This window comes from Streptomyces sp. NPDC085932, assembly GCF_044540525.1.
GTDB lineage: Bacteria > Actinomycetota > Actinomycetes > Streptomycetales > Streptomycetaceae > Streptomyces > Streptomyces levis.
Map to the genome: position 1 here is coordinate 1,788,385 of NZ_JBITSJ010000001.1, position 24,911 is coordinate 1,813,295.

The 24,911-nt window shown below is 71.9% G+C and carries 20 protein-coding genes; 17 read left to right on the top strand and 3 right to left on the bottom strand.

The genetic code is table 11. The features are described from left to right. Positions 1-3 precede the first annotated feature (3 nt). The 11 genes from ACIGAQ_RS07690 to ACIGAQ_RS07740 all read left to right on the top strand — a co-directional run bounded on the left by ACIGAQ_RS07690 (position 4) and on the right by ACIGAQ_RS07740 (position 12,741). Positions 4-969 (top strand): ketoacyl-ACP synthase III, encoded by a 966-nt coding sequence (locus ACIGAQ_RS07690; RefSeq protein ID WP_311687915.1) that lies wholly within the window; start codon positions 4-6, stop codon positions 967-969. A 78-nt stretch (positions 970-1,047) separates the two neighbouring features. Further along, positions 1,048-2,082: a ketoacyl-ACP synthase III gene (locus ACIGAQ_RS07695; RefSeq protein ID WP_311687914.1), complete on the top strand. Its 1,035-nt coding sequence runs from the start codon at positions 1,048-1,050 to the stop codon at positions 2,080-2,082. A gap of 47 nt (positions 2,083-2,129) precedes the next feature. Further along, complete coding sequence (locus ACIGAQ_RS07700; RefSeq protein WP_399779918.1) at positions 2,130-2,921, top strand: SDR family NAD(P)-dependent oxidoreductase; 792 nt, start codon at positions 2,130-2,132, stop codon at positions 2,919-2,921. Between the two features lie 120 nt (positions 2,922-3,041). Continuing rightward, the gene (locus ACIGAQ_RS07705) at positions 3,042-4,016 is read left to right on the top strand and encodes a 3-oxoacyl-ACP synthase III family protein (RefSeq protein WP_399779921.1); all 975 of its coding nucleotides are present in this window, start codon (positions 3,042-3,044) and stop codon (positions 4,014-4,016) included. Between the two features lie 15 nt (positions 4,017-4,031). Beyond that, positions 4,032-5,327, top strand: coding sequence for a beta-ketoacyl synthase N-terminal-like domain-containing protein (locus tag ACIGAQ_RS07710; protein WP_399779924.1), 1,296 nt, complete (start codon positions 4,032-4,034; stop codon positions 5,325-5,327). Beyond that, on the top strand, positions 5,320-6,837 hold the full coding sequence (locus ACIGAQ_RS07715) for an SDR family NAD(P)-dependent oxidoreductase (protein ID WP_399779927.1): 1,518 nt from the start codon (positions 5,320-5,322) through the stop codon (positions 6,835-6,837). Before ACIGAQ_RS07710 ends, ACIGAQ_RS07715 begins: the two co-directional genes overlap by 8 nt. A 121-nt stretch (positions 6,838-6,958) precedes the next feature. Further along, positions 6,959-7,786: an SDR family oxidoreductase gene (locus ACIGAQ_RS07720; RefSeq protein WP_311687909.1), complete on the top strand. Its 828-nt coding sequence runs from the start codon at positions 6,959-6,961 to the stop codon at positions 7,784-7,786. Continuing rightward, a complete protein-coding gene (locus ACIGAQ_RS07725) occupies positions 7,783-9,465 on the top strand; it encodes an AMP-binding protein (RefSeq protein ID WP_399779932.1) in 1,683 nt (560 codons plus the stop codon). The genes ACIGAQ_RS07720 and ACIGAQ_RS07725 overlap by 4 nt, the downstream gene beginning before the upstream one ends. Further along, positions 9,449-10,432: an amidohydrolase family protein gene (locus ACIGAQ_RS07730; protein WP_311687907.1), complete on the top strand. Its 984-nt coding sequence runs from the start codon at positions 9,449-9,451 to the stop codon at positions 10,430-10,432. The genes ACIGAQ_RS07725 and ACIGAQ_RS07730 overlap by 17 nt, the downstream gene beginning before the upstream one ends. Positions 10,433-10,524: 92 nt before the next feature. Beyond that, positions 10,525-11,871, top strand: a complete 1,347-nt coding sequence (locus ACIGAQ_RS07735) for an aspartate aminotransferase family protein (RefSeq protein ID WP_399779935.1) — start codon at positions 10,525-10,527, stop codon at positions 11,869-11,871. A gap of 60 nt (positions 11,872-11,931) precedes the next feature. After that, entirely contained in the window at positions 11,932-12,741 is an 810-nt protein-coding gene (locus ACIGAQ_RS07740; protein WP_311687905.1) for a class I SAM-dependent methyltransferase, read from the top strand. 76 nt (positions 12,742-12,817) lie between these two features. Here the strand turns inward: ACIGAQ_RS07740 and ccrA are convergent, their stop codons facing one another. Further along, positions 12,818-14,179, bottom strand: a complete 1,362-nt coding sequence (gene ccrA / locus ACIGAQ_RS07745; protein WP_399779939.1) for a crotonyl-CoA carboxylase/reductase — start codon at positions 14,177-14,179, stop codon at positions 12,818-12,820. 203 nt (positions 14,180-14,382) lie between these two features. On the opposite strand from ccrA, the gene ACIGAQ_RS07750 reads away from it, so the two are divergent. Beyond that, on the top strand, positions 14,383-15,180 hold the full coding sequence (locus ACIGAQ_RS07750) for a crotonase/enoyl-CoA hydratase family protein (RefSeq protein ID WP_362286037.1): 798 nt from the start codon (positions 14,383-14,385) through the stop codon (positions 15,178-15,180). Positions 15,181-15,205: 25 nt separating this feature from the next. Here the strand turns inward: ACIGAQ_RS07750 and ACIGAQ_RS07755 are convergent, their stop codons facing one another. Further along, positions 15,206-15,853: a response regulator transcription factor gene (locus ACIGAQ_RS07755; protein WP_311687902.1), complete on the bottom strand. Its 648-nt coding sequence runs from the start codon at positions 15,851-15,853 to the stop codon at positions 15,206-15,208. A 719-nt stretch (positions 15,854-16,572) separates the two neighbouring features. On the opposite strand from ACIGAQ_RS07755, the gene ACIGAQ_RS07760 reads away from it, so the two are divergent. Beyond that, positions 16,573-17,661: an ABC transporter permease gene (locus ACIGAQ_RS07760; protein ID WP_399779944.1), complete on the top strand. Its 1,089-nt coding sequence runs from the start codon at positions 16,573-16,575 to the stop codon at positions 17,659-17,661. Positions 17,662-17,785: 124 nt separating this feature from the next. Here the strand turns inward: ACIGAQ_RS07760 and yicI are convergent, their stop codons facing one another. Further along, positions 17,786-20,056 (bottom strand): alpha-xylosidase, encoded by a 2,271-nt coding sequence (yicI, locus tag ACIGAQ_RS07765; protein ID WP_399779946.1) that lies wholly within the window; start codon positions 20,054-20,056, stop codon positions 17,786-17,788. Between the two features lie 356 nt (positions 20,057-20,412). On the opposite strand from yicI, the gene ACIGAQ_RS07770 reads away from it, so the two are divergent. From ACIGAQ_RS07770 to ACIGAQ_RS07785, 4 genes are read left to right on the top strand one after another with little or no spacing between them, the layout of a single operon-like run. Next, positions 20,413-21,588, top strand: coding sequence for an ABC transporter substrate-binding protein (locus ACIGAQ_RS07770; protein WP_399780709.1), 1,176 nt, complete (start codon positions 20,413-20,415; stop codon positions 21,586-21,588). Positions 21,589-21,599: 11 nt separating this feature from the next. Then, complete coding sequence (locus ACIGAQ_RS07775) at positions 21,600-22,553, top strand: carbohydrate ABC transporter permease (protein WP_399779949.1); 954 nt, start codon at positions 21,600-21,602, stop codon at positions 22,551-22,553. A gap of 5 nt (positions 22,554-22,558) precedes the next feature. After that, positions 22,559-23,386 carry a carbohydrate ABC transporter permease gene (locus ACIGAQ_RS07780; RefSeq protein WP_399779952.1) on the top strand — a complete coding sequence of 276 codons (828 nt, stop codon included), beginning with the start codon at positions 22,559-22,561 and terminating at the stop codon, positions 23,384-23,386. Between the two features lie 32 nt (positions 23,387-23,418). Next, positions 23,419-24,798: a GH1 family beta-glucosidase gene (locus tag ACIGAQ_RS07785; RefSeq protein ID WP_399779955.1), complete on the top strand. Its 1,380-nt coding sequence runs from the start codon at positions 23,419-23,421 to the stop codon at positions 24,796-24,798. The last annotated feature ends 113 nt before the right edge of the window (positions 24,799-24,911 follow it).

The following is a 24,911-nucleotide window of genomic DNA, read 5'->3' on the forward strand; positions in this document are numbered from 1 at the left end:
AGCATGGCAGTGACAGGAGGAATCTGGGCGGGCCGGGGTCTGTCCTTCCGGGGCTTCGGCCACTACTTCCCGCAGCGCTGGGAGCCGACCCCGGCCGACCTGCCGGAGGCACCCGCGATGGAGGCGGCGATCCTCGGCCCCGACCTCGGCGTGGCGGGGCGTCATCTGTCCGACGACTCCGAGACCGTGCCGTACATGGCCGTCGAGGCCGGACGCCGGGCGCTGGACAACGCCGGACTCGAGGGAGGCGACCTCGATCTGGTGGTCTTCTCGTCCTGGTCGCAACGCAGGTACGCGCCCGAGGACGGGCCGCGGATCGCACTGCGGCTCGGCGCCCGGCGCGCGCTGGCCTTCGACGTGTGCGCCGCCTGCGTCGGCTTCGTGCACGGCGTGCAGACGGCCGCCGCGCTTCTCACCAGCCACCAGTGGCGGCGCGCCCTGGTGATCTGCTCCGACCAGTTCTCCCGGCGGCTCAAACCGGGACGCCGCGGCAGTTACGTCGGCGGGGACGGCGCCGGCGCCGCGGTGCTGGAGGTGGGGCCGCCGGACGACTCCCGGCTGCGGGACTCGGTGGTGCTCAGCTACGGCGAACACGCGGGAGTCTCCAAGGCGCGCGGCACCGACGGCTGGACCGTGAGCCTGCCCACCATCGCCGATGTGGCCGCCGAGACCGCGGGCGAGGCCACCGACCTGGTCCTGCGGCGCAACGGCATGACCCTCGCCGACATCGACTGGGTCGTGCCCCACCCCGGCTCGGTCCGGATCAGCGAACAACTCCTGGCCCGCATCGGCGCCGACCCCGCACGCGTCCTGACGAACCTGCACACCCGCGGCCAGACCACGAGCGCCACCATCCCGACAGCCCTGTCCGAGTACGTCGAGTCCGGCCGCCTCGGCAAGGGAGACGTGATCCTGTCGCCCGCGGCCGGCGCCGGCTGGTTCTCCGGGGCGCTGCTCTACCAGCTCTGAGCGCCCGCCTGACGTGACCAGCCGGGTCCCGGGCGCCGGACGACCCGCTCACCCTCCGCGAGGAAAGGACGATCCGTCATGTCCAGCCCCCAGTCGCCGTTCGACGGCGCCCCGCCGCCGGTCGTGCTCGGCGGTGTCGGCCACTACTTCCCCGGCGAACCCGTCACCAACGACCACTTCGAGCGCCTGCCCGGGCTGGGCGTCGACGACGCCTGGATCCGTGAGCACACCGGCGTCGCCTCCCGCCACTGGGCCGGACCGGACGAGCGGTTCGCCGAGATGGGCGTCAAGGCCGCCCGTGCCGCCCTGGACGACGCGGGACTCGACGTCTCCGACGTGGACCTGATCGTCGGGACCAGCGCCACCGCACGCCCGCGGGCCAACCCCTCCTCGCTCGGCAACAACTACATGGACATCTCGCTGCCCGTGCAGCGGCAACTGGGCGCGCACGGCGCGTACTGCTTCGACGTCACGGCGGTGGCCTGCGCCGGCTTCCTGTACGCGAGTGTCGTGGCCCGTGGCCTGCTGGCGACCACGAGCGCGCGGACCGCCCTGGTCGTGTGTGCCGAGAGCCCGCGGGACATCCTCAACTTCCGGTTCCGGAACTCGGCGTTGTTCGGCGCGGGCGCCGCCGCGGCCGTATGGCGGCGGGGCGAGTCCGTGGGCGCCGGCGCCGACGGACTGCCCAGCCGCAGCGGCCTGATCGACATCGTGCTGCACGCCGACGGCCGCTACTACGACGCCTTCGACATCGACGAGAACGACAAGATGGTGATGCGCGGCGGGGTGCTCTCCGAGGTGACACCGGACATGCTCGTGGACGCCGGGCAATCCGTTCTGAAACGCAACGGCCTTTCGCCGGATCAGATTTCCTGGTGCGTTCCGCACCAGGCGAACACCAATCTGCTGTACCCGATGGCGGACCGTATCGGCATCCCCCGCGAGCGCATGCTGCTGAACCTTCCACGGCGCGGCAACACCTCCAGTGTCGGAATGCCCGGCGCGCTCTCCGAATTCGTGCACGACGGCACGGTGAAACCCGGGCAGCTGCTTCTCGGGGTGAGCATCGGGCGCGGCCTGAGCTGGGGCGCCATGGTCTTCCGGTACCGGTGAGCCACCGCGCCACGGGGGACGACGCACAGGGAGAGGGGAGAGCGACGTTGTCCGAAGCCAGGAACGCGCTGGTGACCGGCGGCACCAGGGGCCTGGGTCTGGCCGTGGCCCGACGGCTCGCGGCCGAGGGCTGGAGCACGACGGTGTTCGGCCTCGATCAGGGACGGCTGGAGAAGGTGCGGGCCATGGCCCGCTCCGAGGGGCTGGACCTGCACGCGGTGCGGGCCGACGTGACCTCGGAGGAGTCCGTACGGCAGGCCGTGGCCGACCTGACGCGGACCCGGCCGCTGCACCTGTGCGTGAACAACGCCGGCCGCAACCTCTCCCGGCTCCTGCTGCGCACACCGCGCGACGGCGGCGGCGAGTTGCTCACCCACCCGCTCGACGACTGGGAACGGACGCTGCGCCTGTGCCTGACCGGCGTGTTCCTGGTCGGCCGTGAGGCCGCCGCGAGCATGGTCCGGCACGAGGTGCCGGGCGTCATCGTCAACGTGTCCTCCGGCCTGGCGCGCGGCGCCTACGGGCAGTCGGCCTACACCGCGGCGAAGGCCGGCGTGGAGGCACTGACCCGCACCTGGTCCTACGAACTGGGCCCGTACGGGATCCGCGTGGTCGCCGTCGCGCCCGGCGTGATGGACGGGGAGGCGCTGCGTGAGAAGAGCACGGCCTTCCCGCGGCACGCGCGGTACATGGAGGGACTCAAACGCTTCGTGCCGCTGGGCCGCTGGGCCGCCGAGGACGAGATAGCGGACGCGGTGTGCTTCGCCGCGGACAATCCCTACCTCACGGGTTCGGTCATCCGGATCGACGGTGGGGGACCGCCCGGCTGGGTTCCGTGAGACCACGGCGCCGGGCCTCATTCCCTTTTTATCTGCCGGTACTTCGCGTACCCGCACCGCCCCTGATCGAGTACTGGAGGCCCGATGCGGCACCCTGCCGACGCCACTAGCTTTTCACGGGTGAATTCAGAACATCACGGAATCTGGTCGGACGCCGGAATTCGATTCACCGGGTTCGGCCATTACTTCGGCTCCGAGGAAATATCGAACGAAAGCGTCGACAAGGCGACGACGAGTGTCGTGGAGGACCGTGTCATCGGCGGCGTCGGGGTCCGCACCCGCTACCGGGCCGGTGACCACGAGACCCCGGTCTTCATGGCCGCGCAGGCCTCCCGGCAGGCACTCGATCGGGCAGGCGTCGACGCGGGCGACATCGACCTGGTCGTCGTCAGCCACTGGACGGACCGCGACTACGTGCACGAGGTGGGCGCGCTGACCGCCGCCGAGCTCGGCATGAAGGGCCCGATGGCCTTCGAGATCGCCGGCTCCTGCGCCGGGTTCATCCAGGCGGTGCACACGGCGGCGGCGTTGCTCACCTCGCCCATCGGCTACCGCAAGGCGCTGGTCGCCACCACCGAGCGGGTCACCCGCCGGGTGCGGCCGGGCTCCAAGGGCGCGATGCTCGTGTCCGACGGGGCGGGCGCCTGCGTCCTGGAGGCGACGCCCGGCGGCCCGAGCGGACTGATCGACTCGGTCTTCCACACCGACGGCGCCCTGGCCCACATGTCCGCGGCCGGTGGTGAACACGGCTGGGTGCGCAGCCATCCGGACCTCAACGACGTGGCACTCTCCCACGTCCGTGAGGCGGTGGAGGACCTCCTGACACGCAACAAGCTGACCATGGCCGACATCGACTGGCTCATCCCGCACTCGGGCACCGAGCCGTTGGCCAAGGGCATCCAGCACCATCTGGGCGCCGACCCGGCCCGTGTGCTGACGAACCTCTCCTTCCGCGGCAACGTCTCCAGCGCCTCCATCCCGACCACCGTGTCGGAGCTGCTGGAACGCGGCGTGGTCAAGCGCGGCGACCTGGTGCTCTCCCCGTCGATCGGCGGCGGGGTCTGGTGCTGGGGCGGCCTGCTGTACCGGATCTGAGCGAAGGGCTGAGCGGTGACCTCGACCAAGGGCGCCCGGGACGCGCTGGTGACCGGCATGGGCTTCTGCCTGCCGGGCCGCACCGGGCCGACGGCGACCCCCGACGCGTTCTGGGCGGCCGTCGCACACGGCGACTCGTTCCTCCGGCAGGACGACGGCACGTACTTCGGCAGCGTTCCCCTCGACCCCGGAACCGTGACCGAGCGGCTGCCGGAGATCCCGGCCCGGTTCGTGGAGAAGTACTCGGACCTCCATCTCTACGGGCTGCTGGCCCTGGTGGAGGCGTGTGCCGACGCGGACCTCGACTGGCGGGCCGGCGCACTGCGCGAGGCCGCGGTCCTCGCGGCCCGCAACGCCACGGCCGACGCCATCGTCGACACGTACCTGCCGGTGCTGCTGGCCGACGCCCGGCACATCACTCCGCGCGAGGCACGCTCCCTGCTGTTCCGCAACGTGCTGAACGCGGTCATGTCGGACGTGGAGACCACGCAGGCCGGTCTGGTGGGTGCCACCGGCCCCAGCTACACCCTGTCCTGCGGCTGCGCCTCCTCGGCGGTGCTCCTCGGCAACGCCGCCCGGATGATCGCGGCCGGCGAGGTGGACATCGCGGTGGTCACCGGCGCCGACTACTGGCGCGAGAGCAGGCTGCGCCAGTACGCGGAGCTGGAGGAGCGGTCCGTGAGCGGCACGGAACCGCAGACCGCCACCCTCGTCGACCGGCCCATGCGCCCCTACGACGAGCGCGCCGCCGGCCTCAACTACGGCAACGGCGCCGCCACCCTGGTCCTGGAGAGCCGCGCCCACGCGGAGCGCCGGCAGGCACGGGTCTACGGCCGGATCCTCGCCCAGACCACCACCCGCAACGCCCAGCCCAACCTCGCCCTCGACCTCGCGGGCTCGGGAGCCGTGCGCGCCGCCCGCTCGGCCCTGCGCGGAATCGCCACCCCGCAGGAGATCGACTACGTCAACGGCGCCGCGACCGGTGACCGGGCGTTCAACGTCATGGAGAGCACCCTCATGCCCGCGATCTTCGGTGACCGCACGGCCACGCTGCCGGTCACCGTCCAGGAGGCCGTCTTCGGCCACAGCGGGGCACCGCTCGGCGCGATCGGGGTGGCGGCGACGCTGCTGATGATGCGCCACGGCCACATCGCGCCGACCGCCAACTGCGAGAAACCGGCCGACGTGTGCACCTTCGACCCCGTGCCCGGCACCCGCGGCCGGCCCGCCCGCATCGACCTGGCCCTCAGCCTCAACTACACGATCGGCTCGGTGGCCAGCGCCATCGTGCTGGGAGGTGCCGATGACTGAGCCCACCGCCCACCGAACGCCCCCGGGCGGTCCCGGGGCCGGCGTGTCGCCCAGCCGGTCGCTCGCCCCCGTCGGCAGCCGCGTCCTGCTGGAGTCGCAACCGGGCGCCACGCACACCCGCGCGGTGCGGGCCGCCTGGGAACGGCACGGCTTCCACGTCGAGGAGGCCGACGACGCGCCCGGCGGCGGCCCGCCCGACGTGTACTGCGTCGTGGCCGTCGGCAACGAGGCGTTCGGGGCTCGCCCCTCGGCGCCCCTGCGCCGCGGTCGGGTGGCCCGCGTGCTGCTGGCGATGGCCCGCCGCGGCCGTGGCCGGGCCGTGCTGGTCACCGACGCCGGGCCGCACGTGCACGCCGGCGCCGGGCCGGAGGCCGCGGCGGCCCGCGCGGCCGACCAGGCCTGGTGGCAGCACCTCGCCAAGCGCTGCGCGCCCCGTGGCGTGGCCGCCAACACCGTCCGCGTCGGCTACGCCCCGTTCCTGGGACACGTGCTGTCCGAGCAAGCCGAGAACGAGCTGCTGCGTCACCTGGTCACCCGCCGCCCGGTGGAGCCCGCCGAACTGGCCGCGGCCCTGCGGGTGCTGGCCTCGCGGGGCCTGGGGAACGTGGTGGGGGAGACCCTGCCGCTGGACGGCGGTCTCGACGCCACCGTCGTGCCCATGCCCTCGGCGCGCGCCGCCCGCCCGGTGCACGACCCCGGCCCCGGCATACCCGACCCCTTCCGGCTGGACGGCTCGGTCGTCCTCGTCACCGGCGCGAGCAGCGGCATCGGCGCCAGCATCGCCCGTGAGTGCGCGGCGCGCGGCGCCGATGTGGTGCTCGCCGCCCGGCGCCGCCCCGAACTGGAGAAGCTGGCGGCCGAACTGCGCGAACACGGCGGCCGCGCCTGGGTGGTGACCGCCGACCTGTCCACGCCGGGTCAGGCCGCCGAGCTGGTACGCCGGGCCTGGGAGCACACCGGCGGCCTCGACGCGCTGGCCCACGCCGCGGGCGCCGTCACCTTCGACGGCCCCGGCGACAACACGCCTCAGCGTGAGCGGCTGCTCAGCCTCAACACCCTGTCCTACGCGAGCGCCTGCGACGCCCTGCTCGACCGGTGGGCGGCGGCCGGGCGCGGCGGTGCGGTCGCCGCCGTGTCCTCCCTCGCCGCGGTCAGCGCGCCCGTGGCCAACCTGGCGAGCTACGGCCTGAGCAAGGCGGCGACGACCCTGTACACCCACCACTTCGCCACCTCGGCGGCCCGCTACGGGGTACGGGCCAACACCGTGCTGCCCGGATTCGTGCGCACCCCCATGACGGACGTGACCAACCCGGCCTTCCTGCGGGCCACCAACCGGCTCGTGCCCACAGGCCGGATGAGCGAACCGGACGAGGTCGCGGCGCTGCTCTGCTACCTCATCAGCCCCGCGGCGGCCGGACTGACCGGCGCGGCCCTGCGGATCGACGGCGGCGGGCACTGCCTGGCCGGCCTGCCACACCTGAACCCCACGACGGAAGGAGCCCGGCCGTGACGACTCCACGACCCCGCCTCCGATCCCGGCTCCGCGAAGCGGCCGTCGGGCGGCCCGCCCCGCGCGGTGCGCTCGTGACGGCCGGCCGGGTGACGGCCGCATGTCCGGAAGGGAGCCGCAGGTGACCGCGGAACGGCCTCTGAAGGGAAAGGTGGCGTTCGTCGCCGGTGCCTCCTCGGGCATCGGGGCGAGCATCGCCCGGACGCTGGCGAGCGCGGGCGCCTCGGTCGCGCTCGTGGCGCGTCGCAAGGAGCACCTGGCCTCTGTGGAGCGGGACGTGGCCGCCTACGAGGTGCCCGTCCTGGCCCTGCCCGCCGACCTTGCCGCCAAGGACGCGCCCCAGGACGCGGTGAACGCGGCGGAACAAGCCCTCGGCCCCGTCGACATCCTGGTGAACAACGCCGCCCTGGCCCGTACCGGCCCCATCCACGACACACACCCCAGGCACTGGCGGCAGGCGTTCCACCTCAACCTGGACGTGCCGTTCCTGCTCATCCGCGCCGTGCTGCCGGGCATGCGGGAGCGCGGCCACGGCTGGATCGTCAACATCAGCTCCGAGGGCAGCCTGCTCCAGGCGGACTGGTCGGCCCCGTACTCCATCACCAAGCGGGCCCTGAACGCGCTGACCGCCCAGGTGGACATCGAGAACCGGCACGTGGGGGTGCGGGCCGTGGCCGTACTGCCCGGCTGGGTCCGCACCGACCTGGCGCAGGACCCCGAGACCCTCGGCGTCGGCGTCGAGGACCTGCTGGACCCCTCGGACATCGCGGACGTCGTCCTGTGGGCCGTCACCCGCCCCGCGGCGGTCGGCATCGGCCCGCTGATCCCCGTGCGTCCGGTGAGCCGTAACGCGCAGACCCTGGCCAACTGGGAGCACTACCTGCGGACGCTGCGGCACTACGACACCGTCGGCGGGCACATGACCGACGTGCCGGGGCTGCCGGAATGACGGCCCCTGCCGCCGCCGACGCCGCCCCGGGCCCGCTCGTGGAGATCCTGAAGCCGGGCGATCCCCGCGTGCCGAAGGCCGAGCACTGCGTCACGGGCGAACTGCTGGCCGCCCGCGCCGCCGCCCACCCCGAACGCGTGTACGCCGTCTTCGCGGACGGTACCCGGTGGACCTACGCGCAGGTCTACGACGACGCGCGCGCCACCGCCGCCGCGCTGCGGGACCTCGGCGTGCGGCGCGGCGACACGGTGCTGTGCTGGCTGCCCAACGGGAGGCACGCGCTGCGCGTCTGGTTCGGCGTCAACCTCCTGGGTGCCGTGCACGTGCCCGTGAACACCGCCTATCGGGGCGCGCTGCTCGACCACGTACTGGACAACTCCGGCGCGCGTGTGCTCGTCGCGCACGCACAGCTCGTCGAACGGCTGACGCGCACCGGGGGCGGCCGGCTGGAGGACGTCGTCGTCCTCGGCGACCCGGGGGACCACCTGCTGCCCGAGAGGCTGCCCGGTTCCCCGCGCCTCCTCGGACCGCAGGCGCTGTGGGCCCGGCCGGAGGAGTTCTCGCCGCCGCCCGACCCGGTCGCGCCGTGGGACACCATGGCGGTCATCTACACGTCGGGCACCACCGGGCCGTCCAAAGGCGTCCTGGTCTCCTACGTCCACCACTACTCCACGGTGACGGCGCTGCTCGACGACGAGATCACCGAGCACGACCGGTACCTGCTGAACCTGCCGCTGTGCCACGGCGGCGGCACCGAGGTCGCGTACTGCATGCTGCTGTACGGCGGTTCGATGCTGGTCACCGACGGGTTCCGCACGAGCGAGTTCTGGGACCTCGTCCGCCGGCACCGGGTGACCATGTGCACGCTGCTCGGCTCGATGACCGACTTCCTGCTGGAGGTCCCGCCGGCGCCGGACGACCGGGACCACCCGCTGCGCGCCGCGTGCGTGATCCCCCTCAACCGGCAGGCCCTGGACTTCGGCCGCCGCTTCGCCGTGGACGTCTACACGGGCTTCAACATGTCGGAGACGTCGGCGCCCCTCGTGTCGGCCCTCAACCCGCGGCGCACCGGCAGCTGCGGGCGGCCGCGCCCCGGAGTGCAGTGCCGGGTCGTCGACGAGCACGGCATCGACGTTCCCGACGGCCGGGTGGGCGAGCTGGTGCTGCGCGCGGACCGGCCCTGGTCGCTGTTCCACGGCTACCACGGCATGCCGGAGGCCACAGCGGCTGCCTGGAGCCAGGGCTGGTTCCACACCGGCGACGCGGTCGTGCGCGATCCGGACGGCGACTTCTTCTTCGTGGACCGCATCAAGGACGCCATCCGCCGCCGTGGCGAGAACGTGTCCTCGGCGGAAGTGGAGGCGGAGCTGACCGGCCACCCGGCGGTCGCGATGGCCGCGGCGGTGGCCGTGCCGAGCGAGCACGCCGAGGACGAGATCCTGGCCGTCCTCGTGCTGCGCTCCGGCGCGCCGCCCTTCGACCCGGAGCAGCTCATCGCCTACCTGCTGCCACGGATGGCGCACTTCATGGTGCCGCGCTACGTCCGTCTCGTACCGGAACTCCCCCTGACCGAGACGGGAAAGGTACGCAAGGAGGTGCTGCGGGCCCAGGGGATCACCCCCGACACCTGGGACCGGGCGGCCGCCGGGATCGAGGTCACCCGTGAACGCGTCGGCTGATCCGCCCGTGGCCCGGCACCGGGTCGTGGACGTGTGCGCGCTGGCCCTGGACCGGGCCTGCTGGCGCACCTACTTCCAGGACCTCGCCGCTGTCGCGCCGACGTACCTGCGGGCCTTCGGACGGCATGCCGCGAGCGTCTTCGGCGCCGAGTACGCGGCCTTCCGCGCCCGGCTCGACGCCGGGGACCGCGACGGCGCGATCGACCTGCTCGTCGCCGGCCGGCCCGAACGCACCGACCCCGGCGACCTCGTGCGGACCATGGACGGCAACGGAGTGGTCCACCAGATCCTGATGAGCTGCGGCGGCACCACCGCCGACGGCGACGACGTCAACGACCGCGTCGCCGCCGTCGCCGCCAAGGCCCCGGACCGGCTCCAGGCGTGGGCCGGCATCGACCTGACCGATCCCGACCGGGCGGTGGCGGAGCTGGAGCGCTGCCACGCCCTGGGGATGCGCGGCTTCGCGGTGACGCCGTTCTGGCAGGGCACCGATCCTCGTGACCCCGCCTGTGACCCCGTCTACCGGCGGGCGGACGAGCTCGGCATGCCGCTGTGGCTGCACACCGGGCACCACTTCGCCCGGCACGCCCACGACCTGTGCCACCCACGCAACGTGGACCACATCGCCCGCCGCCACCCCGGGCTGCCGATCGTGGCCGGACACGCGGCCTGGCCGTGGGTGCTGGAGATGATCTCCATCGCCCAGCGGCACCGCCACGTCTACCTCGACATCTCCTCGCACCGGCCGCCGTGGATGGCGCGGCCCGGCTCGGGCTGGGAGCCCCTGCTGCTGTACGGCGCCACCACGCTGCGCGACCGGATCCTGTTCGGCTCGGCCACCTGGGTCAACGCCGACCCGGTGGCCGTGCTGGCCGGCCAGGTCGCAGCCCTGGGCCTCGGCGCGGAGGTCACGGACAACTGGCTGTACGGCAACGCGGCCCGGCTGCTCGGCCTGGAACAGCACTGAAGCCCGTGTCCCCGCACCACACACCCCCGATTCCCTCACCACCCGACACCGCCGCGGCGAGCGCGGACCGCAAGAACAGAAAGGGATCACACGTGATCGACCCCGCCGACTACGCACTCTGGAACAGCGGCGTTCCCCGCCCTTACCTCAAAGCGCTCTCCCGTGACGACCTGCTCGCCGAGGCCGACGGCGTCCGGGTGCGCGACGCGGGCGGACGCTGGTACATCGACGGCCGTTCCGGGCTGTGGAACGTGACCCTCGGATACGGCAACGAGCGCGTCAAGGAAGCCATCAAGCAGCAGGTGGACCGGCTGCCGTTCGCCAACAGCTACGGCTACGGCCGCCCGGCCCAGGTGACCGTGGAGTGCGCGCAGACCCTGGTGCGGCATCTCCCGGACGGCATCAACCACGTCCGGTTCGCCAGCAACGGCGCCCAGGCCGTGGAAATGGCGCTCCAGTTCTCCCGCTTCCTGCGGCTGCGGGCCGGACAGCCCGAGCGCATGGCGGTGTTCGCCATGTGGGACGGCTTCCACGGTCAGGGACCGGGCGCCGGCATGGTGACCGGTGTGCCCTACCTGCACCACCAGACCGGACCCATGCTGCCCGAGGTGCATCACGCGCCGGGCCCGTTCGCACCCGGCGCCGGCGACGGCGTCAGCGACCTGGAACGGCACATCACCGACTTCGGTCCCGAGCGCGTGACCGCGGTCATCGTGGAGCCGGTGGTCGGGGAGGGCGGGCACATCCTGTCACCCGAGTACCTCGGGTCCCTGGCCCGGTTCTGCCGGCGGCACGACATCCACCTCGTCTTCGACGAGGTAGTCACCGGCATGGGCCGGGTCGGCGACTTCACCCGCGCAGGCCAGCTCCCCGACGTCACGCCCGACATCATCACCCTGGGCAAGGGCATCACCTCGGGCTACGTGCCCATGTCCGCCGTGGCCATCCACGACCGCCTCTACGAGCAGCTCCACGACCGCACCACCGGCGAGACCGCGCTGAGCGTCGGCTCGACCAACGACGGCCACGCCGTGGCCGCCGCCGCGGCGATCGCGGTCATGGGCGTCCTCAGCGAGGACGGCGTGCTGGAGAACGTCCGGCAGCGCGAGTCCGACCTCGTCGCCGCCCTGGGTAAAGTGCAGGCGCAGCACCCGGAACTCACCGCGGTGCGGTGCCTGGGGCTGTTCTGCGGCCTGGAGTTCGGCGAGCCCGACGGACCGGCGTGGACACCGGGACAGGTGAACAAGCTGCGCATGGCGCTGGAGAGCCGGGGCGTGCTGAGCTCCAGCCTGCGCGTGGTACCCAACCTGATGCTGATGCCGCCCCTCGTCGTCACCCAGGACGACGTGGCCGAGATCGCCGGCGCGCTGGACGGCGCGATCGGCGACGTGAAGGCGGGCCGGATGCCCGAGTCCGGTTTCGCCAGGGCCATGGGATGAGCCACTGCCCCCTGACCGACGACCCCGGCCACCTCTTCACCACGGAAGGCGAGTGACACCATGACCGGTCAGCCCACCGGCCGCAAGACCAGCAAGCAGTGGCAGGAGGAGGCGAAGGCGGAGTGGGACCGCTACGCCGACATCTGGGACAGCTGGACGCCCGACGACAGCCGTGACGACGCCGAGGAGGCCGCGGACTTCCTCGCGGACCTGGCCAAGGGCGGCACCGCCCTGGAACTGGGCATCGGCACCGGCCGGGTCGCACTGCCGCTGGCGCGCCGCGGCGTGCGGGTGAGCGGCATCGACGCCTCCCCGAAGATGCTGGACAGGCTCAGGGAGAAGGACGGCGGCGACCAAATCCGGTTGTACGAGGGGAACTTCGCCGACGTCGACGTCCCGGAGGAGTACGACGTCGTCTTCATCGCCCTCGCCACCCTGTTCGTGCTGCCGGACCAGGACGAGCAGGCCCGCTGCCTGGCCAACAGCGCCAGGCGCCTCAAGCCCGGCGGACGGCTTGTCGTGCAGAACATCGTGCCGGACATGACGTACTACCAGCGGGGCCGGCAGAACGACTACGGGATGACCGAGCCGTTCCGGATCTCGGGCCGGCTGGCCGGGCACCCGCGGCTCGCCTGGTTCGAGATGAACCACATCGACCCGACCACGCAGATCGTCAAGCGCACCGACGTCATCATGAGCGAGAAGGGCAACAAGATCATCGCGGCGACCATGCGGTTCGTCTGGCCGTCCGAGCAGGACCTGATGGCCCGTCTGGGCGGCCTGGAACTCGAGGAGCGCTGGGGCGGCTGGCGCAAGGAGCCGTTCCACTACGACAGCAGGGACGCGGTGTCCGTCTACCGCAGGCAGTGACGGGAGCACTGTCCCCGAATCAGCCGGGGCCGGGAGCGGTGGCCACCGCTCCCGGCCCCGGTGCCGTACGGTCCCGTCACCCGGCGGGGCGGTCCGCCGGGTCACGCGCGAAGGGGTTACGGCCCTCGGGATCCAGGGCGAGGCGCAGCTCCGGTTCGGTGACGCCCAGTCCGGGCTTGGGCGCGAGGCACAACACGCCCACCTTGCCGACGTGTTCGTTGCGCTGCACCCGGCGCGCCGCCTCGCCGACCTGGTCCAGCGGGTACACCTCGGACAGCACCGGAGTGAGCCGGCCCAGCCGGAACAGGCGGTTGCACTCCCACTGCTCCTGCAGATTGGCGGCGTGGCTGCCGAGGATGCGCTTGAGGTTCATCCACAGGTAGCGGTTGTCGAAGTGGTGGTCGTAGCCGGTGCTGGAGCCGCAGGTGACCACGGTGCCGCCGCGCCGGACGACGAAGACGGACAGTCCGAACGTCGCCCTGCCCACGTAGTCGAAGACGACGTGCGGGTCCTCCCCGAGGGCGTCGCGTATGGCCCGCCCGAGCCGCTTGCCCGCCTCGATGGTCCCCTCCGGTGTGAGGACGGCCCCGTCGCCCAGTGCGAGGGCGGTGCGGTCGAGGACGACGTCGCAGCCGAGCCGCCGCAACGCCGCGGCCTTGCGCGGCGAGCCGACCACGCCCACGGCGATGCCTCCCGCGTTCTTCACCATCTGCAGGGCGTACGCGCCCAGTCCGCCCGCCGCACCCCAGATGAGCACGATGTCGCCCTGCTTGATGCGCGCTCCCTTGTCGGAGACGAGCATGCGGTAGGAGGTGGCGGCGGTCAGCATCACGGACGCGGCCTCCTCCCACGTCAGATGGCCCGGCTTGGGCAGCAGCTGACTGGCCCGGACCACGGCGTAGTGCGCGAGGCCGCCGAAGTTCGTCTCGTACCCCCAGATGCGCTGCTCGGCGCCGAGCATGCCGTCGTTGTGGGTGGCCGGTTCCTGATCGTCGACCTGTACGCAGCTGACGACGACGTGGTCGCCCGCCGACCACCGGCGCACGCCGGCACCGGTGCGCACGACCACACCCGCGGCGTCCGAACCGATCACGTGGTACGGGCGGTCGTGCCGCCGGGCGAAGCCGCCCTGACGGCCGAGACGGCGCAGGAAGGTGAACGTGGACACCGGTGCGAAGGTCGCGGACCACACGGTGTTGTAGTTGATGGAACTCGCCATGACGGCCACCAGGACCTCGTCCGGGGCCAGTTCGGGCAGGGGCACGGGTCCGACCCGGATGGTGCCGCGGACGTCGCGCTCCTGTCCCTCCGTTCCGCCGCCGGCCTGCTCGGCGTCCTCCGCGCGCAGGTGTGCCGCCACGTACTCGCGGGGCGGCGCCAGTCCCGCCCACTCGCCGGCCGGCTCGCCCGCCAGCAGTGCCTCCGTCAACGCGTCCACGGCGACCCTCTCCTTCGTCGGTGGCCCGGGAGGGCTCCCCTCCCCAGGTAGGCATTGCACGCGCGGGCGTGCGGCCCGTACAGGCATCGGCGGTACTCAACAGGCCTCGGGACGAGTACTCCCGGGGCGTGGGGCACCGGCCCGGGTCTCACTACGCTGGCAAGTCCTCAGCCTGGTACGCCGAGCGAAGGTGGTCGGAGCGCGTGTCCGCAGAGTCAGCGAACGAACCGGACGTGATCGTCGACGAGCGCGGCCCCCTGCTGGTCGTCCGGCTCAACCGCCCGCGGGTGCGCAACGCCCTGACCCGCAGGATGGCCGAGCAGCTGGCCGGCGCCTTCGAACGGCTCGACCGCGAACGGGAGTTGCGGGTGGGTGTCGTGACGGGCACGCCGCCGGCGTTCTGCTCCGGAATGGACCTCGCGGCCTTCGCGCGAGGCGAACGCGCGTCATGGCCGGGGCGCGGCTTCGGCGGTCTGACCGAACGGCCGCCGGCCAAGCCGCTGATCGCCGCCGTGGAGGGCGCGGCGGTCGGGGGCGGCTTCGAGATGGTGCTGGCCTGTGACCTGGTGGTGGCGGCGGACGACGCCACGTTCGGGCTGCCGGAGGTGCGCCGGGGCCTGGTGGCGGCGGCCGGCGGACTGCTGCGGCTGCCGCGAGCCATCCCCCCGGCCGTGGCGATGGAGATGGCGCTGACCGGCGACCCGATCGACGCCTGGCGGGCCTACACGCTCGGCCTCGTCAACCACGTGGTCGAGCCGGGGACAGCGCTTTCGGCGGCCTGCGCGCTGGGGGAACGCATCGCCGCGCACGCGGATCAGGCGGTGCTCGCGAGCAAGCGCGTCCTGGCCCGCGTGCGCGACGGGGATTTCGTCGACGCCTACCGCGCGCACCGCGAGGAACTCTCCGGCATCCTCGACTCCTCCGACGCGCGTGCCGGAGCACGTGCGTTCGTCCGGCAGGGCTCGGGGGGCGCGCAGGGGGATCCGGGGACGCGGCGGTGAGGTGGAAGGCCGGCCGGTGGGCTGGTCAGCTTCTGGCGGCGGTGGCCACGCCGGGCTGACGGGAGTACTTGCGGAACAGTTCGCGGCGGCCGCTGACGCCCAGCTTGCGCAGCGCGCTGCTGACCTGGTTCTTGATGGTCTGCGGGGCGAGGGACAGCTCGTCGGCGATCTCCTCGTTGGTGTAACGGCGCAGTACCAGGCTGAGCACCTGCTCCTCGCGACGGGTGATGGCGGGCAGCACGTCCGAGGTGACGCTGCGGATATCGATGTCACGGCGGTCGCTCTTGCCGAGCATCCACATGCGCTGGCCGCCGTGGGTGCGTTCGACGGCGTCCACGAGTTCGGCGCTGCCGACGCTCTTGTGCAGAAAGCTGTCCGCCCCCGCCGCTATCGCGGCGACGACCGCACTGGGTGAGGCGTCACCGGTGAACACCACGACACGGGGGGCGTCGTCCATCGCCTTCACCTGCTGGCACAGATCGATACCGGTGGTTCCGTCGTCGAGGTTGAGTTCCAGTACGACGACGCCCGGTCGCGACCTCTTGATCGTGTTCCACGCCTCGTCGCTGGCGGCGGCTTCGGCGGTCCAGGCGCCTCTCGCCTCCAGGAGCGACGAGAGCGCGTACCGGACCACCGGGTGCTGGTCCACGACGAGAACACCTAACGCTTGCATGGAGAACTCCTCACAGTGAGTGCAGCGGCTGTGGATCGAGTCAGTCCTGCTCAACGATGCGGCTGCGACCACGCTGCGAGCGCCACCCACGGTGACGTGCGCAGAAGAACCGGGCCGGGCGACCGCGCGGGCCACGACACCGCGCCATGCCACCTCCCGGAGAAACCAGCTGGTCAGGCTGGTGGACGGAGTGATTCGTCGTCAGTGAGCGATCGTGATAACACCTCGTTGACTATTCCGCTGGACACTCCGAGACCGGAATCAATCGTTCAGCGACCCCCGTTGGACAATTCCGCGACCGGAATTAGTCGCTCCTCCTCCTTGTTCGCGGGTGAACAGACGACTGCCTAGAGACTGTCATGGAGGCAGAGCTTCACAGCAGCCGCTAGTCGTACCTTGTACGATAAACCGTACAGTACTCACGGTACCGTTCCTGGCGCTTCCGGAGGTATGGCGCATTCCGGCCTCCGCTCGATTCAGGCCCCGGCCGCCCTCCTTGATAGACGCGTAGGAACTCGGTGGCGTTCGCGAAATGCGGAATGCCGAGGACTTTCCTGCCGGGGTGGCCCGGCTGAGCGGTGGTTCACCCGACCGGCCAGGTGTTGGTGAGCGGGCGGCTGCACCCGCCGCGTGACCATGGACGCAGAGTTCAGGACGCCGAACCGCGCTGACGACCGGTCAGGGCGGACCGTGCTCCGCACGACCGAGGACGGGCGAACGTGCACGACGATCCCGAGGCGGCCGGTGACGGCCAGGACGCACCCGCGGCGGCAGGGGGCCGCTGGGCCCGGTTCCGCCGGACGCCGTGGTGGCCGGCGAGCGTGCTGGTGCTCATCCTGGCCGCGGCAGCCGGGCTGTTCGCCTGGTCGTACACGTACACCATGGCCGATCCGGCCCCGCACCAGCTCCCGACGGCCGTCGTCGGGTCCTACCAGGAGGAGCGGGGCCGGGCGTTCCTCGCGGGGCTGGGCAAGGCGCTCAACTCCTCGATGCGCACCCGCGTCTACGACTCGCGGGAGGCAGCGCTGGAGGCCGTCGAGGAGCAACGCGTCTTCGCGGTCTTCGAACTGCCCGACGACGGGCGGAACGTGCTGCTGGACGTGTCGTCGGCCTCCGGCGCCTCGGTGGCGGAGCTGCTGGAGCAGGCTGCCCCCGCGGTGGGGCGGGCGGTCGGGGTGTCGGTGACCGTCCGGGACGTCAATCCGCTCCAGGACGGCGACCCGCGAGGGCTGGCGATCTTCTACATCTCGCTCGCCGCGGTCATCATCGGCTTCGTCGGCGCGATCCAGCTCAGCGTGCACGCGCGGGCGCTCACCCCGCTGGAGCGGATCGCCTTCACCGCCGCCTACGCGCTGCTCGGCGGCTTCGCCATCGCCGCGGCCGTGGACTGGCTGCTCGGCGCGCTCGACCTGCCGTTCGTGGAGTCGTGGCTGATCCTGGCGCTCACGATGTTCGCCGGCGGGATGACCTTCACCATGTTCAACACCCTGGTGGGCCGCTGGGCGATGCTGCCGACCTGGGGCGTGATGGTCCTGCTGGGCAACCCCTCCTCGGGCGGCGCGGTCTCCTGGCCGCTGCTGCCGTCGGCGCTGGGCGTCATCGGACGGTGGTTGCCGCCCGGCGCCTCGGTCAACGCCCAGCACACGGCGGTGTACTTCGCCCGGCACCAGCACGCCTTCCCGTTCCTGGTGCTGACCGGCTGGGCGCTGGTGTCCTGCGCGGTGTTCTGGACCTGGCGGCACCGTCACCCGGGCGGGCGGGAACGGCAGCCGGCCGACGACCTGGCACCCGACGCCGGCGGGGCGTGAACCGGTCCACGCCCCACCCGGCGGGGTCCGAGGCGCTCATGCCCTGCGCCGGAAGGACACCAGGCGGCTTACACCCCGAACCCTCCCCGGTCCCGCCCCACCCCGGCCACGCCCGCCCTCGCCGTCACCCGACCGGCACCGTGACCTCGCCGGCGCCCTCCGCGCTCGCCCCGCCGGCGACCCGGACGGTGAACGGCCGGTCCGTGCCCACGGCGGTGACCCGCAGGACGTCGCCGTCGCGGTGTACCCGGAACGTCGCCGCCGGCTCACCGGTCAGGTCCGGCACGGTGACCTCCGCGGTGAACGCCGGTGCGGCAGACGGGTGGACGAGCAGCGTCGGGCGGTCCAGCCAGTCCCCGTCGGGCCGCCGGTCGTCCGCGGCCAGCGGCAGCACGGCACCCTCACGGACGTACAGCGGGAGACTGTCGTAACCGTGCCGTTCCGTGCGCCAGGCCGGGCCGGTGACGCGCTCGCCGGTGATGAGGTGGGTCCAGGTGCCCGCGGGGAGGTAGACCTCCACCTCCCCGTCCTCGGCGAACACGGGCGCGACCAGCAGGTCGGGGCCGAGCATGTACTGGCGGTCCAGCGGGCGGCAGGCCGGGTCGGCGGGGAACTCCAGGACCATCGGCCGCATCATCGGCACGCCGGTGCGGTGGGCCTCGGCGGCGGCGCCGTACAGGTAGGGCATCAACCGGTGCTTGAGCAGGGTGAAGCGGCGGGCGACGTCCACGGCCTCCTCGCCGAACTCCCACGGCACCCGGTAGGACGACGAGCCGTGCAGGCGGCTGTGCGAGGAGAGCAGCCCGAAGGCGAGCCAGCGCTTGAAGACGGACGGGTCGGGGGTGCCCTCGAAGCCGCCGATGTCATGGCTCCAGAAGCCGAAACCGCTCAGCGACAGGGACAGACCGCCGCGCAGCGACTCGGCCATGGCCTCGAAGGAGGACCAGCAGTCGCCGCCCCAGTGCACGGGGAACTGCTGGCCGCCCGCGGTCGCCGACCGGGCGAACACCACGGCTTCGCCCTGGCCGCGCTCCTTCTCCAGCAGCTCGAAGACGGTCCGGTTGTACAGGTGGCTGTAGTAGTTGTGCATCCGCTGCGGGTCGGAGCCGTCGTGCCAGACGACGTCGGTCGGGATGCGCTCGCCGAAGTCGGTCTTGAAGCAGTCCACGCCCTGGTCGAGCAGCGGCTTCAGCTTCGACTGGAACCAGGCGCGGGCCTCGGGGCTGGTGAAGTCGACCAGGCCCATGCCGGCCTGCCACAGGTCCCACTGCCAGATGTCGCCGTCCGGGCGGCGGACCAGGTGCCCGAGGGTCGCGGCCTCCTCGAACAGCGGGGACTTCTGGGCGATGTAGGGGTTGATCCAGACGCTGACCCTGAGGCCCTTCTCCTTCAGCCGGGCGAGCATTCCCTCCGGGTCGGGGAAGACGTCCGGGTCCCACGCGAAGTCGCACCACTGGTACTCGCGCATCCAGAAGCAGTCGAAGTGGAAGACGGACAGCGGGATGCCGCGCTCGGCCATGCCGTCCACGAACGACGTCACGGTCGCCTCGTCGTAGTCGGTGGTGAACGAGGTGCTCAGCCACAGGCCGAACGACCAGGCAGGCGGCAGGGCGGGGCGGCCGGTGAGGGCCGTGTAGCGGGACAGGACGTCCTGGGGGGTGGGCCCGGCGACGACGTAGTACTCCAGCGACTGGTCCTCGACGCTGAACTGCACCTGCCCGACCGACTCGGAGCCGATCTCGAAGGACACCTTGCCGGGGTGGTTGACGAAGACGCCGTAGCCGCGTGAGGAGAGGTAGAAGGGGATGTTCTTGTACGCCTGCTCGCTGCTGGTGCCGCCGTCCGCCTGCCACACGTCGACGACCTGGCCGTTCTTGACGAACGGGGTGAAGCGCTCGCCGAGCCCGTAGATGTGCTCTCCGACGCCGAGGGACAGCCGGCCGAGCATGTGGTGGGCGCCGTTGCCGGTGGTGGCGAAGGCGGCGCTCTTGGCGTCGGCCCGGGTCAGCTCCCGCCCTCCGGCGTCGCGGAAGGACAGGGTGAAGGGCCCGGACCGGTCCAGGCGCAGGGTGAGAGGGCCGCTGGTCAGCTCCGTGACAGGGCCCTCCTGGCGCACCTCGCCCGCCCCGTCGTCCGCGCCCGTGAGCGCGAAGTCCGGGCCCGGGTGGCGCTTGCCGGCGTGATGGGTGACCCGGACGCCGATCACGCCCTCGGCGGGGGAGAAGCATTCGGCCGTGAGCAGCGGCGCGTTCAGGGTGTCGCCCCTGCGCGTGACGCGTTTGACCGAGGCGTACGTGGTGAAGCGCTTCGATTCGACGCGTACGTCACGGACCTCTGTGGCGTAGGAGAGCTGCACACCGTCGCGGACGAGCCAGAAGCCGTCGGTGAACTTCATGATCTTCCTTGGGTGGGGGCGAGGGCGGTCGGATGGGAGGGCGGGCGTCTCGCATGCAGGTTGATCGTACACACAACGACCGCGTCCACCAGGGGTCTCGTCGAGGTTTTTCCTACTCTGAGCAGCGATGATCGCTGCTCCGTGCGGGATGCGGACGGACCGCCTCGGACGAGACGGGGCCGCTGAGGGCTAGCGCGCGGCCGGGACCGTGGCGTATTAGTCATGGCATCAAACAAAACCGACCGGCGAAGGAGCCGGCAGTGCCACAGCAAGAGCCGTACGTCGTCGAAGCGCTTCAACTCCCGAGGTGTGGGCGGCCCCGCAGGGCCGTCACCTCGCTCGCCGCCGTCACCGCCCTGGTCGCCGGGACGGCGCTCACGGGCTGCGGACAGCAACGCGACCCCGGTGTGTACACCGTGATGAACTCCTCGACCGACGAGTCGTACCACCGGTGGGACGCCCAGGCGATGGCCCGGTGCGGCGAGCGGCTGGGCGTCACCATCGAGCAGCAGAGCGTCCCTGCGGCCCAGGTGATGACCAAGGCGCTGCGCATGGCGTCCTCCAGGTCGCTCCCGGACATCGTCCAGTTCGACGCCTCCGAGATGCCGACCTTCGCCGAGGCCGGAGGTCTCGTCGACCTCAGGACCCTCGGACTGAGCACCGAGGCCGTCCCCGAGGGCATCGTCGACTTCGGCTCCTACAAGGGCACCTACTACGGCGCCGCGCGGTCCGTGAACACCCTCGCGCTCTTCTACGACAAGGACGTCCTCGACCAGGCCGGCGTCGAGGTGCCCACCACCTGGGCGGAACTGCGGCAGGCGGCGAAAAAGCTCACCCAGGGCAAGCGCTACGGCCTCGCCCTCAGCGCGGGCGGCGCCGAGGACGGCGTCTTCCAGTTCACGCCTTTCATGTGGTCCAACGGCGGCGACGAGACGAAGCTGGACGGCCCCCGGGTCGTCGAGGCGCTGGACTACTGGAAGGACCTGCTGGCGGACGGCTCCCTGTCGAAGTCCACCGTCAACTGGACACAGGCGGACGTCAACGACCAGTTCATGGCCGGCAACGCGGCGATGATGATCAACGGGCCGTGGCAGGTGGAGACGCTCAACACCAAGAAGTCGCTGCGCTGGGGCATCGCGCACATCCCGGTGCCCGAGCCCGGCGCGGACTCGGTCGGCCCGCTCGGCGGAGCCGTGCTCACCGTGCCCGACACCGGTGACGAGACACGGGAGAAGACGGCCGGCCGGATCGTGGCCTGTCTGGCCGGTGAGAAGGAGCAACTCACCTACGCGCTCAACAGCTGGATGGTGCCCGCCAACGCCAGGGCCGCCGCCGTGTGGCGCGAGCGGGTGCCCGAACTGGACGCGTTGGCCGACCAGGTGGCCGCCGCCCGGTCGCGGACCGCGAAGCTCGGTGCCGGCTGGCCGAGCGCGTCGCTCGCCCTGCAGAGCGCCTTCCAGTCCGCCCTGACCGGGCAGTCCAGCGAGGCCGCACTGCGGCGCGCCCAGCAGCGGGCGACGAGCGGGAACTGAGGTACGCGCACATGACCACGTCCACCGTCACCGCCCCGGCCGCCGGCCGGACACCGAAGGCGGCCGCCGCACCGGGCCCGTCCCGGCTGCGCCGCCGGCGCCGGATCGCCCAGTGGGGATTCGTCGCCCCCGCGGTCGTCTTCATGCTGCTGTTCTTCGGCTACCCGCTCGTCCGCAACGTCGTGATGAGCTTCCAGCACTACACGCCGAAGACGTTCTTCACCGGCGAGGCCCCGTTCAACGGCACCGGCAACTGGGCCCACGTCTTCCAGGACGCCCTGTTCGGCAAGGCGCTCTGGCACACCCTGGTGTTCACCGCCGGCTCGCTGCTCGGCCAGTTCTGCATCGGCCTGGCCCTCGCGGTGTTCTTCAGCCGCCGCTTCCCCCTCAACGGGGTGCTGCGCTCGCTGATCCTGCTGCCCTGGCTGGTGCCCATGGTGGTGTCCGGCATCGTCTGGCGCCGCATCCTCGACCAGGACACAGGCGTGCTCAACTCGTTCCTGGACACCGTCGGCATCGGCGGTCACACACCCTGGCTGACCGACCCGCAGACGGCCCTGCTGTCGGTGATCCTGGTCAACATCTGGATCGGCATCCCGTTCAACATGGTCATCCTCTACGGCGGCCTCCAGGAGATCCCCAAGGAGCTGTACGAGGCGGCCTCCCTGGACGGCGCCTCCGCCTGGCGGACGTTCCGCTCCCTGACCCTGCCGATGCTCAAGCCGGTCGTCACGGTCGTGCTGGTCCTGGGCTTCATGTCGACGGTCAAGATCCTCGACCTGATCCTCGCCCTCACCGACGGCGGCCCGGCGGACGCCACCCAGACCCTGGGCACGCTCACCTACCAGAACTCCTTCGTGCAACTGGACTTCGGGGCGGGCGCGGTCGTCGGCAACGTACTCATCATGATCTCCGCGGTGTTCGCGGTGTTCTACCTGCGGGCCAACCGCACCGAGGGGAAGTGACGTCCATGGCCTCCCACACGACCGCCGCCGCACGGCGCCGCTGGAGCTCCACCGTCGCCGGCGTGCTGATCCTCTGTGTGATGCTCTTCCCGCTGTACTGGATGCTCAACACCGCGCTCCAGCCCGCCTCGGGCCTGCTGGAGGTCGCCCCCGTCCCGGACGGCCTGGATCTGTCCGGCTTCTCCAAGGCCCTCGGCGACCAGGGCGGCAACCTGCTGACCTCGCTGGCGGTGTCCCTCGGGGCGGTCCTGATCTGCCTGGCGATCGCGGCGCCCGCGGCGTACGGGCTGGCGCGGTTCGGGCTGCGCGGCTCGAAGACCATCGTGTTCGGCACGCTCATCACCCAGATGGTGCCGGGCATCGTCATCGCCAACGCGCTGTACACCTCGTATGTCGACCTCGGTCTGGTCAACTCCTACTTCGGTCTGATGCTGGCGGACGCCTCCCTCGGCATCCCGTTCTCCATCGTGCTGATGCGCTCGTTCATGGTGTCGCTCCCCGGCGAGGTGATCGAGGCCGCGCAGATGGACGGGGCCGGACCGCTGCGCACGTTCCTCACGGTGGTGCTGCCGATGAGCCGCAACTCGCTGATCACGTCAGGGCTGTTCGCGTTCCTGTTCTCCTGGAGTGACTTCATGTTCGCCCTCACCCTGAACACCACCGACGACGTCAAACCCGTCACGCTGGGCATCTACCAGTACATCGGCGCGCACGTCGGCGACTGGGGCTCGGTGATGGCCGCGTCCGTGCTGTCCGCGGTCCCGGCGGCGATCCTGCTCGTCCTCGCCCAGAAGTACATCGCCGCCGGCATCACCGGCGGTTCCGTCAAGTGATCCCCGCTGAACAGGAATCGAGCTCTTCCCGCATGACCGACCTTCCCTCCTTCCCGCCCGGCTTCGTCTTCGGCGCCGCGACCGCCGCGTACCAGATCGAGGGCGCGGCCCGCGAGGACGGCCGCGGCCCGTCCATCTGGGACACCTACAGCCACACCCCCGGCAGGACGGCGAACGGCGACACGGGTGACGTCGCCTGCGACCACTACCACCGCCACCCGGAGGACGTGGCGCTGCTGCGGGACCTGGGCGTGGACACGTACCGCTTCTCGATCGCCTGGCCGCGCGTCGTGCCGGACGGCACCGGCCCGGTGAACCCCAAGGGCCTGGACTTCTACTCACGGCTGGTGGACGAGCTGCTCGCGGCCGGGATCGAGCCGGCTGCCACCCTCTACCACTGGGACCTGCCGCAAGCCCTGGAGGACCGGGGCGGCTGGCGCGTGCGCGAGACCGCCGAGCGGTTCGCCGAGTACACGGCCGTCGTCGCCGAGCACCTGGGGGACCGGGTGCCGCGCTGGATCACCCTCAACGAGCCGTGGTGCAGCGCCTTCCTCGGCTACTCCGTCGGTCGGCACGCGCCCGGCGCGCGCGAGGGGAGGGGCGCGCTGGCCGCCGCCCACCACCTGCTGGTCGGCCACGGCCTCGCCGTTCAGGCCCTGCGCGCGGCCGCGGTGCGCGAGGTCGGCATCACGCTCAACCTGGACCACAACCTGCCCGCCACCGGCTCCGAGGCGGATCTCGCGGCCGTCGTCCGTGCGGACACCCAGCACAACCTGGTGTGGACCGAGCCGATCCTCGCCGGCCGCTACCCGGCCACGGAGGAGGAGACCTGGGGCGAGCTGATCACCGGCCAGGACTTCCGGCGGGACGGCGACCTGGAGCTGATCTCCCGGCCGCTGGACTTCCTCGGCATCAACTACTACCGGCCGATCGTGGTCGCCGACGCCCCCCACCGCGAGGCCGACCCGGCACGCCGGACGGCGACGGACAACCGCTACGAGGAGGTGCGGTTCCCCGGCGTGCGGTACACCGCGATGGGGTGGCCCGTGGTGCCGGAGTCCTTCACGGACCTGCTGGTCCGGCTCAGGGGGCGGTACGGCGACGCGCTGCCGCCCCTGCACATCACCGAGAACGGCTCGGCGGAGGACGACACGGTCGCCGCCGACGGGGCGGTGCACGACGCGGACCGGGTGGCGTACCTGCGCGACCACCTCGCCGCACTGAAGGCGGCGATGGACGCGGGCGTGGACGTGCGCGGCTACTACGTGTGGTCGCTGCTGGACAACTTCGAGTGGGCCTTCGGCTACGGCAAGCGGTTCGGGATCGTCCGCGTCGACTACGCCACCCAGCGGCGCACCCCCAAGGACAGCTACCACTGGTACCGGCGGCTCATCGCCGCCCACCGCGGCTGACGGGCGGGGCCGTCGGACAAGGCCCCCTCACCCGCCCGTTCCCCCGCGTTCCCCGCACGCCGCCGGGGGACGGCGTGCCATGAGGGTTAGGTACGCGACGAGGGGATATACGC

Coding starts and splice junctions, on each gene's coding strand:
- ACIGAQ_RS07755 (WP_311687902.1), bottom strand. CDS start 15,853: ATGCAAGCGTTAGGTGTTCTCGTCGTGGACCAGCACCCGGTGGTCCGG.
- ACIGAQ_RS07715 (WP_399779927.1), top strand. CDS start 5,320: ATGACTGAGCCCACCGCCCACCGAACGCCCCCGGGCGGTCCCGGGGCC.
- ACIGAQ_RS07785 (WP_399779955.1), top strand. CDS start 23,419: ATGACCGACCTTCCCTCCTTCCCGCCCGGCTTCGTCTTCGGCGCCGCG.
- ACIGAQ_RS07780 (WP_399779952.1), top strand. CDS start 22,559: ATGGCCTCCCACACGACCGCCGCCGCACGGCGCCGCTGGAGCTCCACC.
- ACIGAQ_RS07775 (WP_399779949.1), top strand. CDS start 21,600: ATGACCACGTCCACCGTCACCGCCCCGGCCGCCGGCCGGACACCGAAG.
- ACIGAQ_RS07695 (WP_311687914.1), top strand. CDS start 1,048: ATGTCCAGCCCCCAGTCGCCGTTCGACGGCGCCCCGCCGCCGGTCGTG.
- ACIGAQ_RS07690 (WP_311687915.1), top strand. CDS start 4: ATGGCAGTGACAGGAGGAATCTGGGCGGGCCGGGGTCTGTCCTTCCGG.
- ACIGAQ_RS07725 (WP_399779932.1), top strand. CDS start 7,783: ATGACGGCCCCTGCCGCCGCCGACGCCGCCCCGGGCCCGCTCGTGGAG.
- ACIGAQ_RS07740 (WP_311687905.1), top strand. CDS start 11,932: ATGACCGGTCAGCCCACCGGCCGCAAGACCAGCAAGCAGTGGCAGGAG.
- yicI (WP_399779946.1), bottom strand. CDS start 20,056: ATGAAGTTCACCGACGGCTTCTGGCTCGTCCGCGACGGTGTGCAGCTC.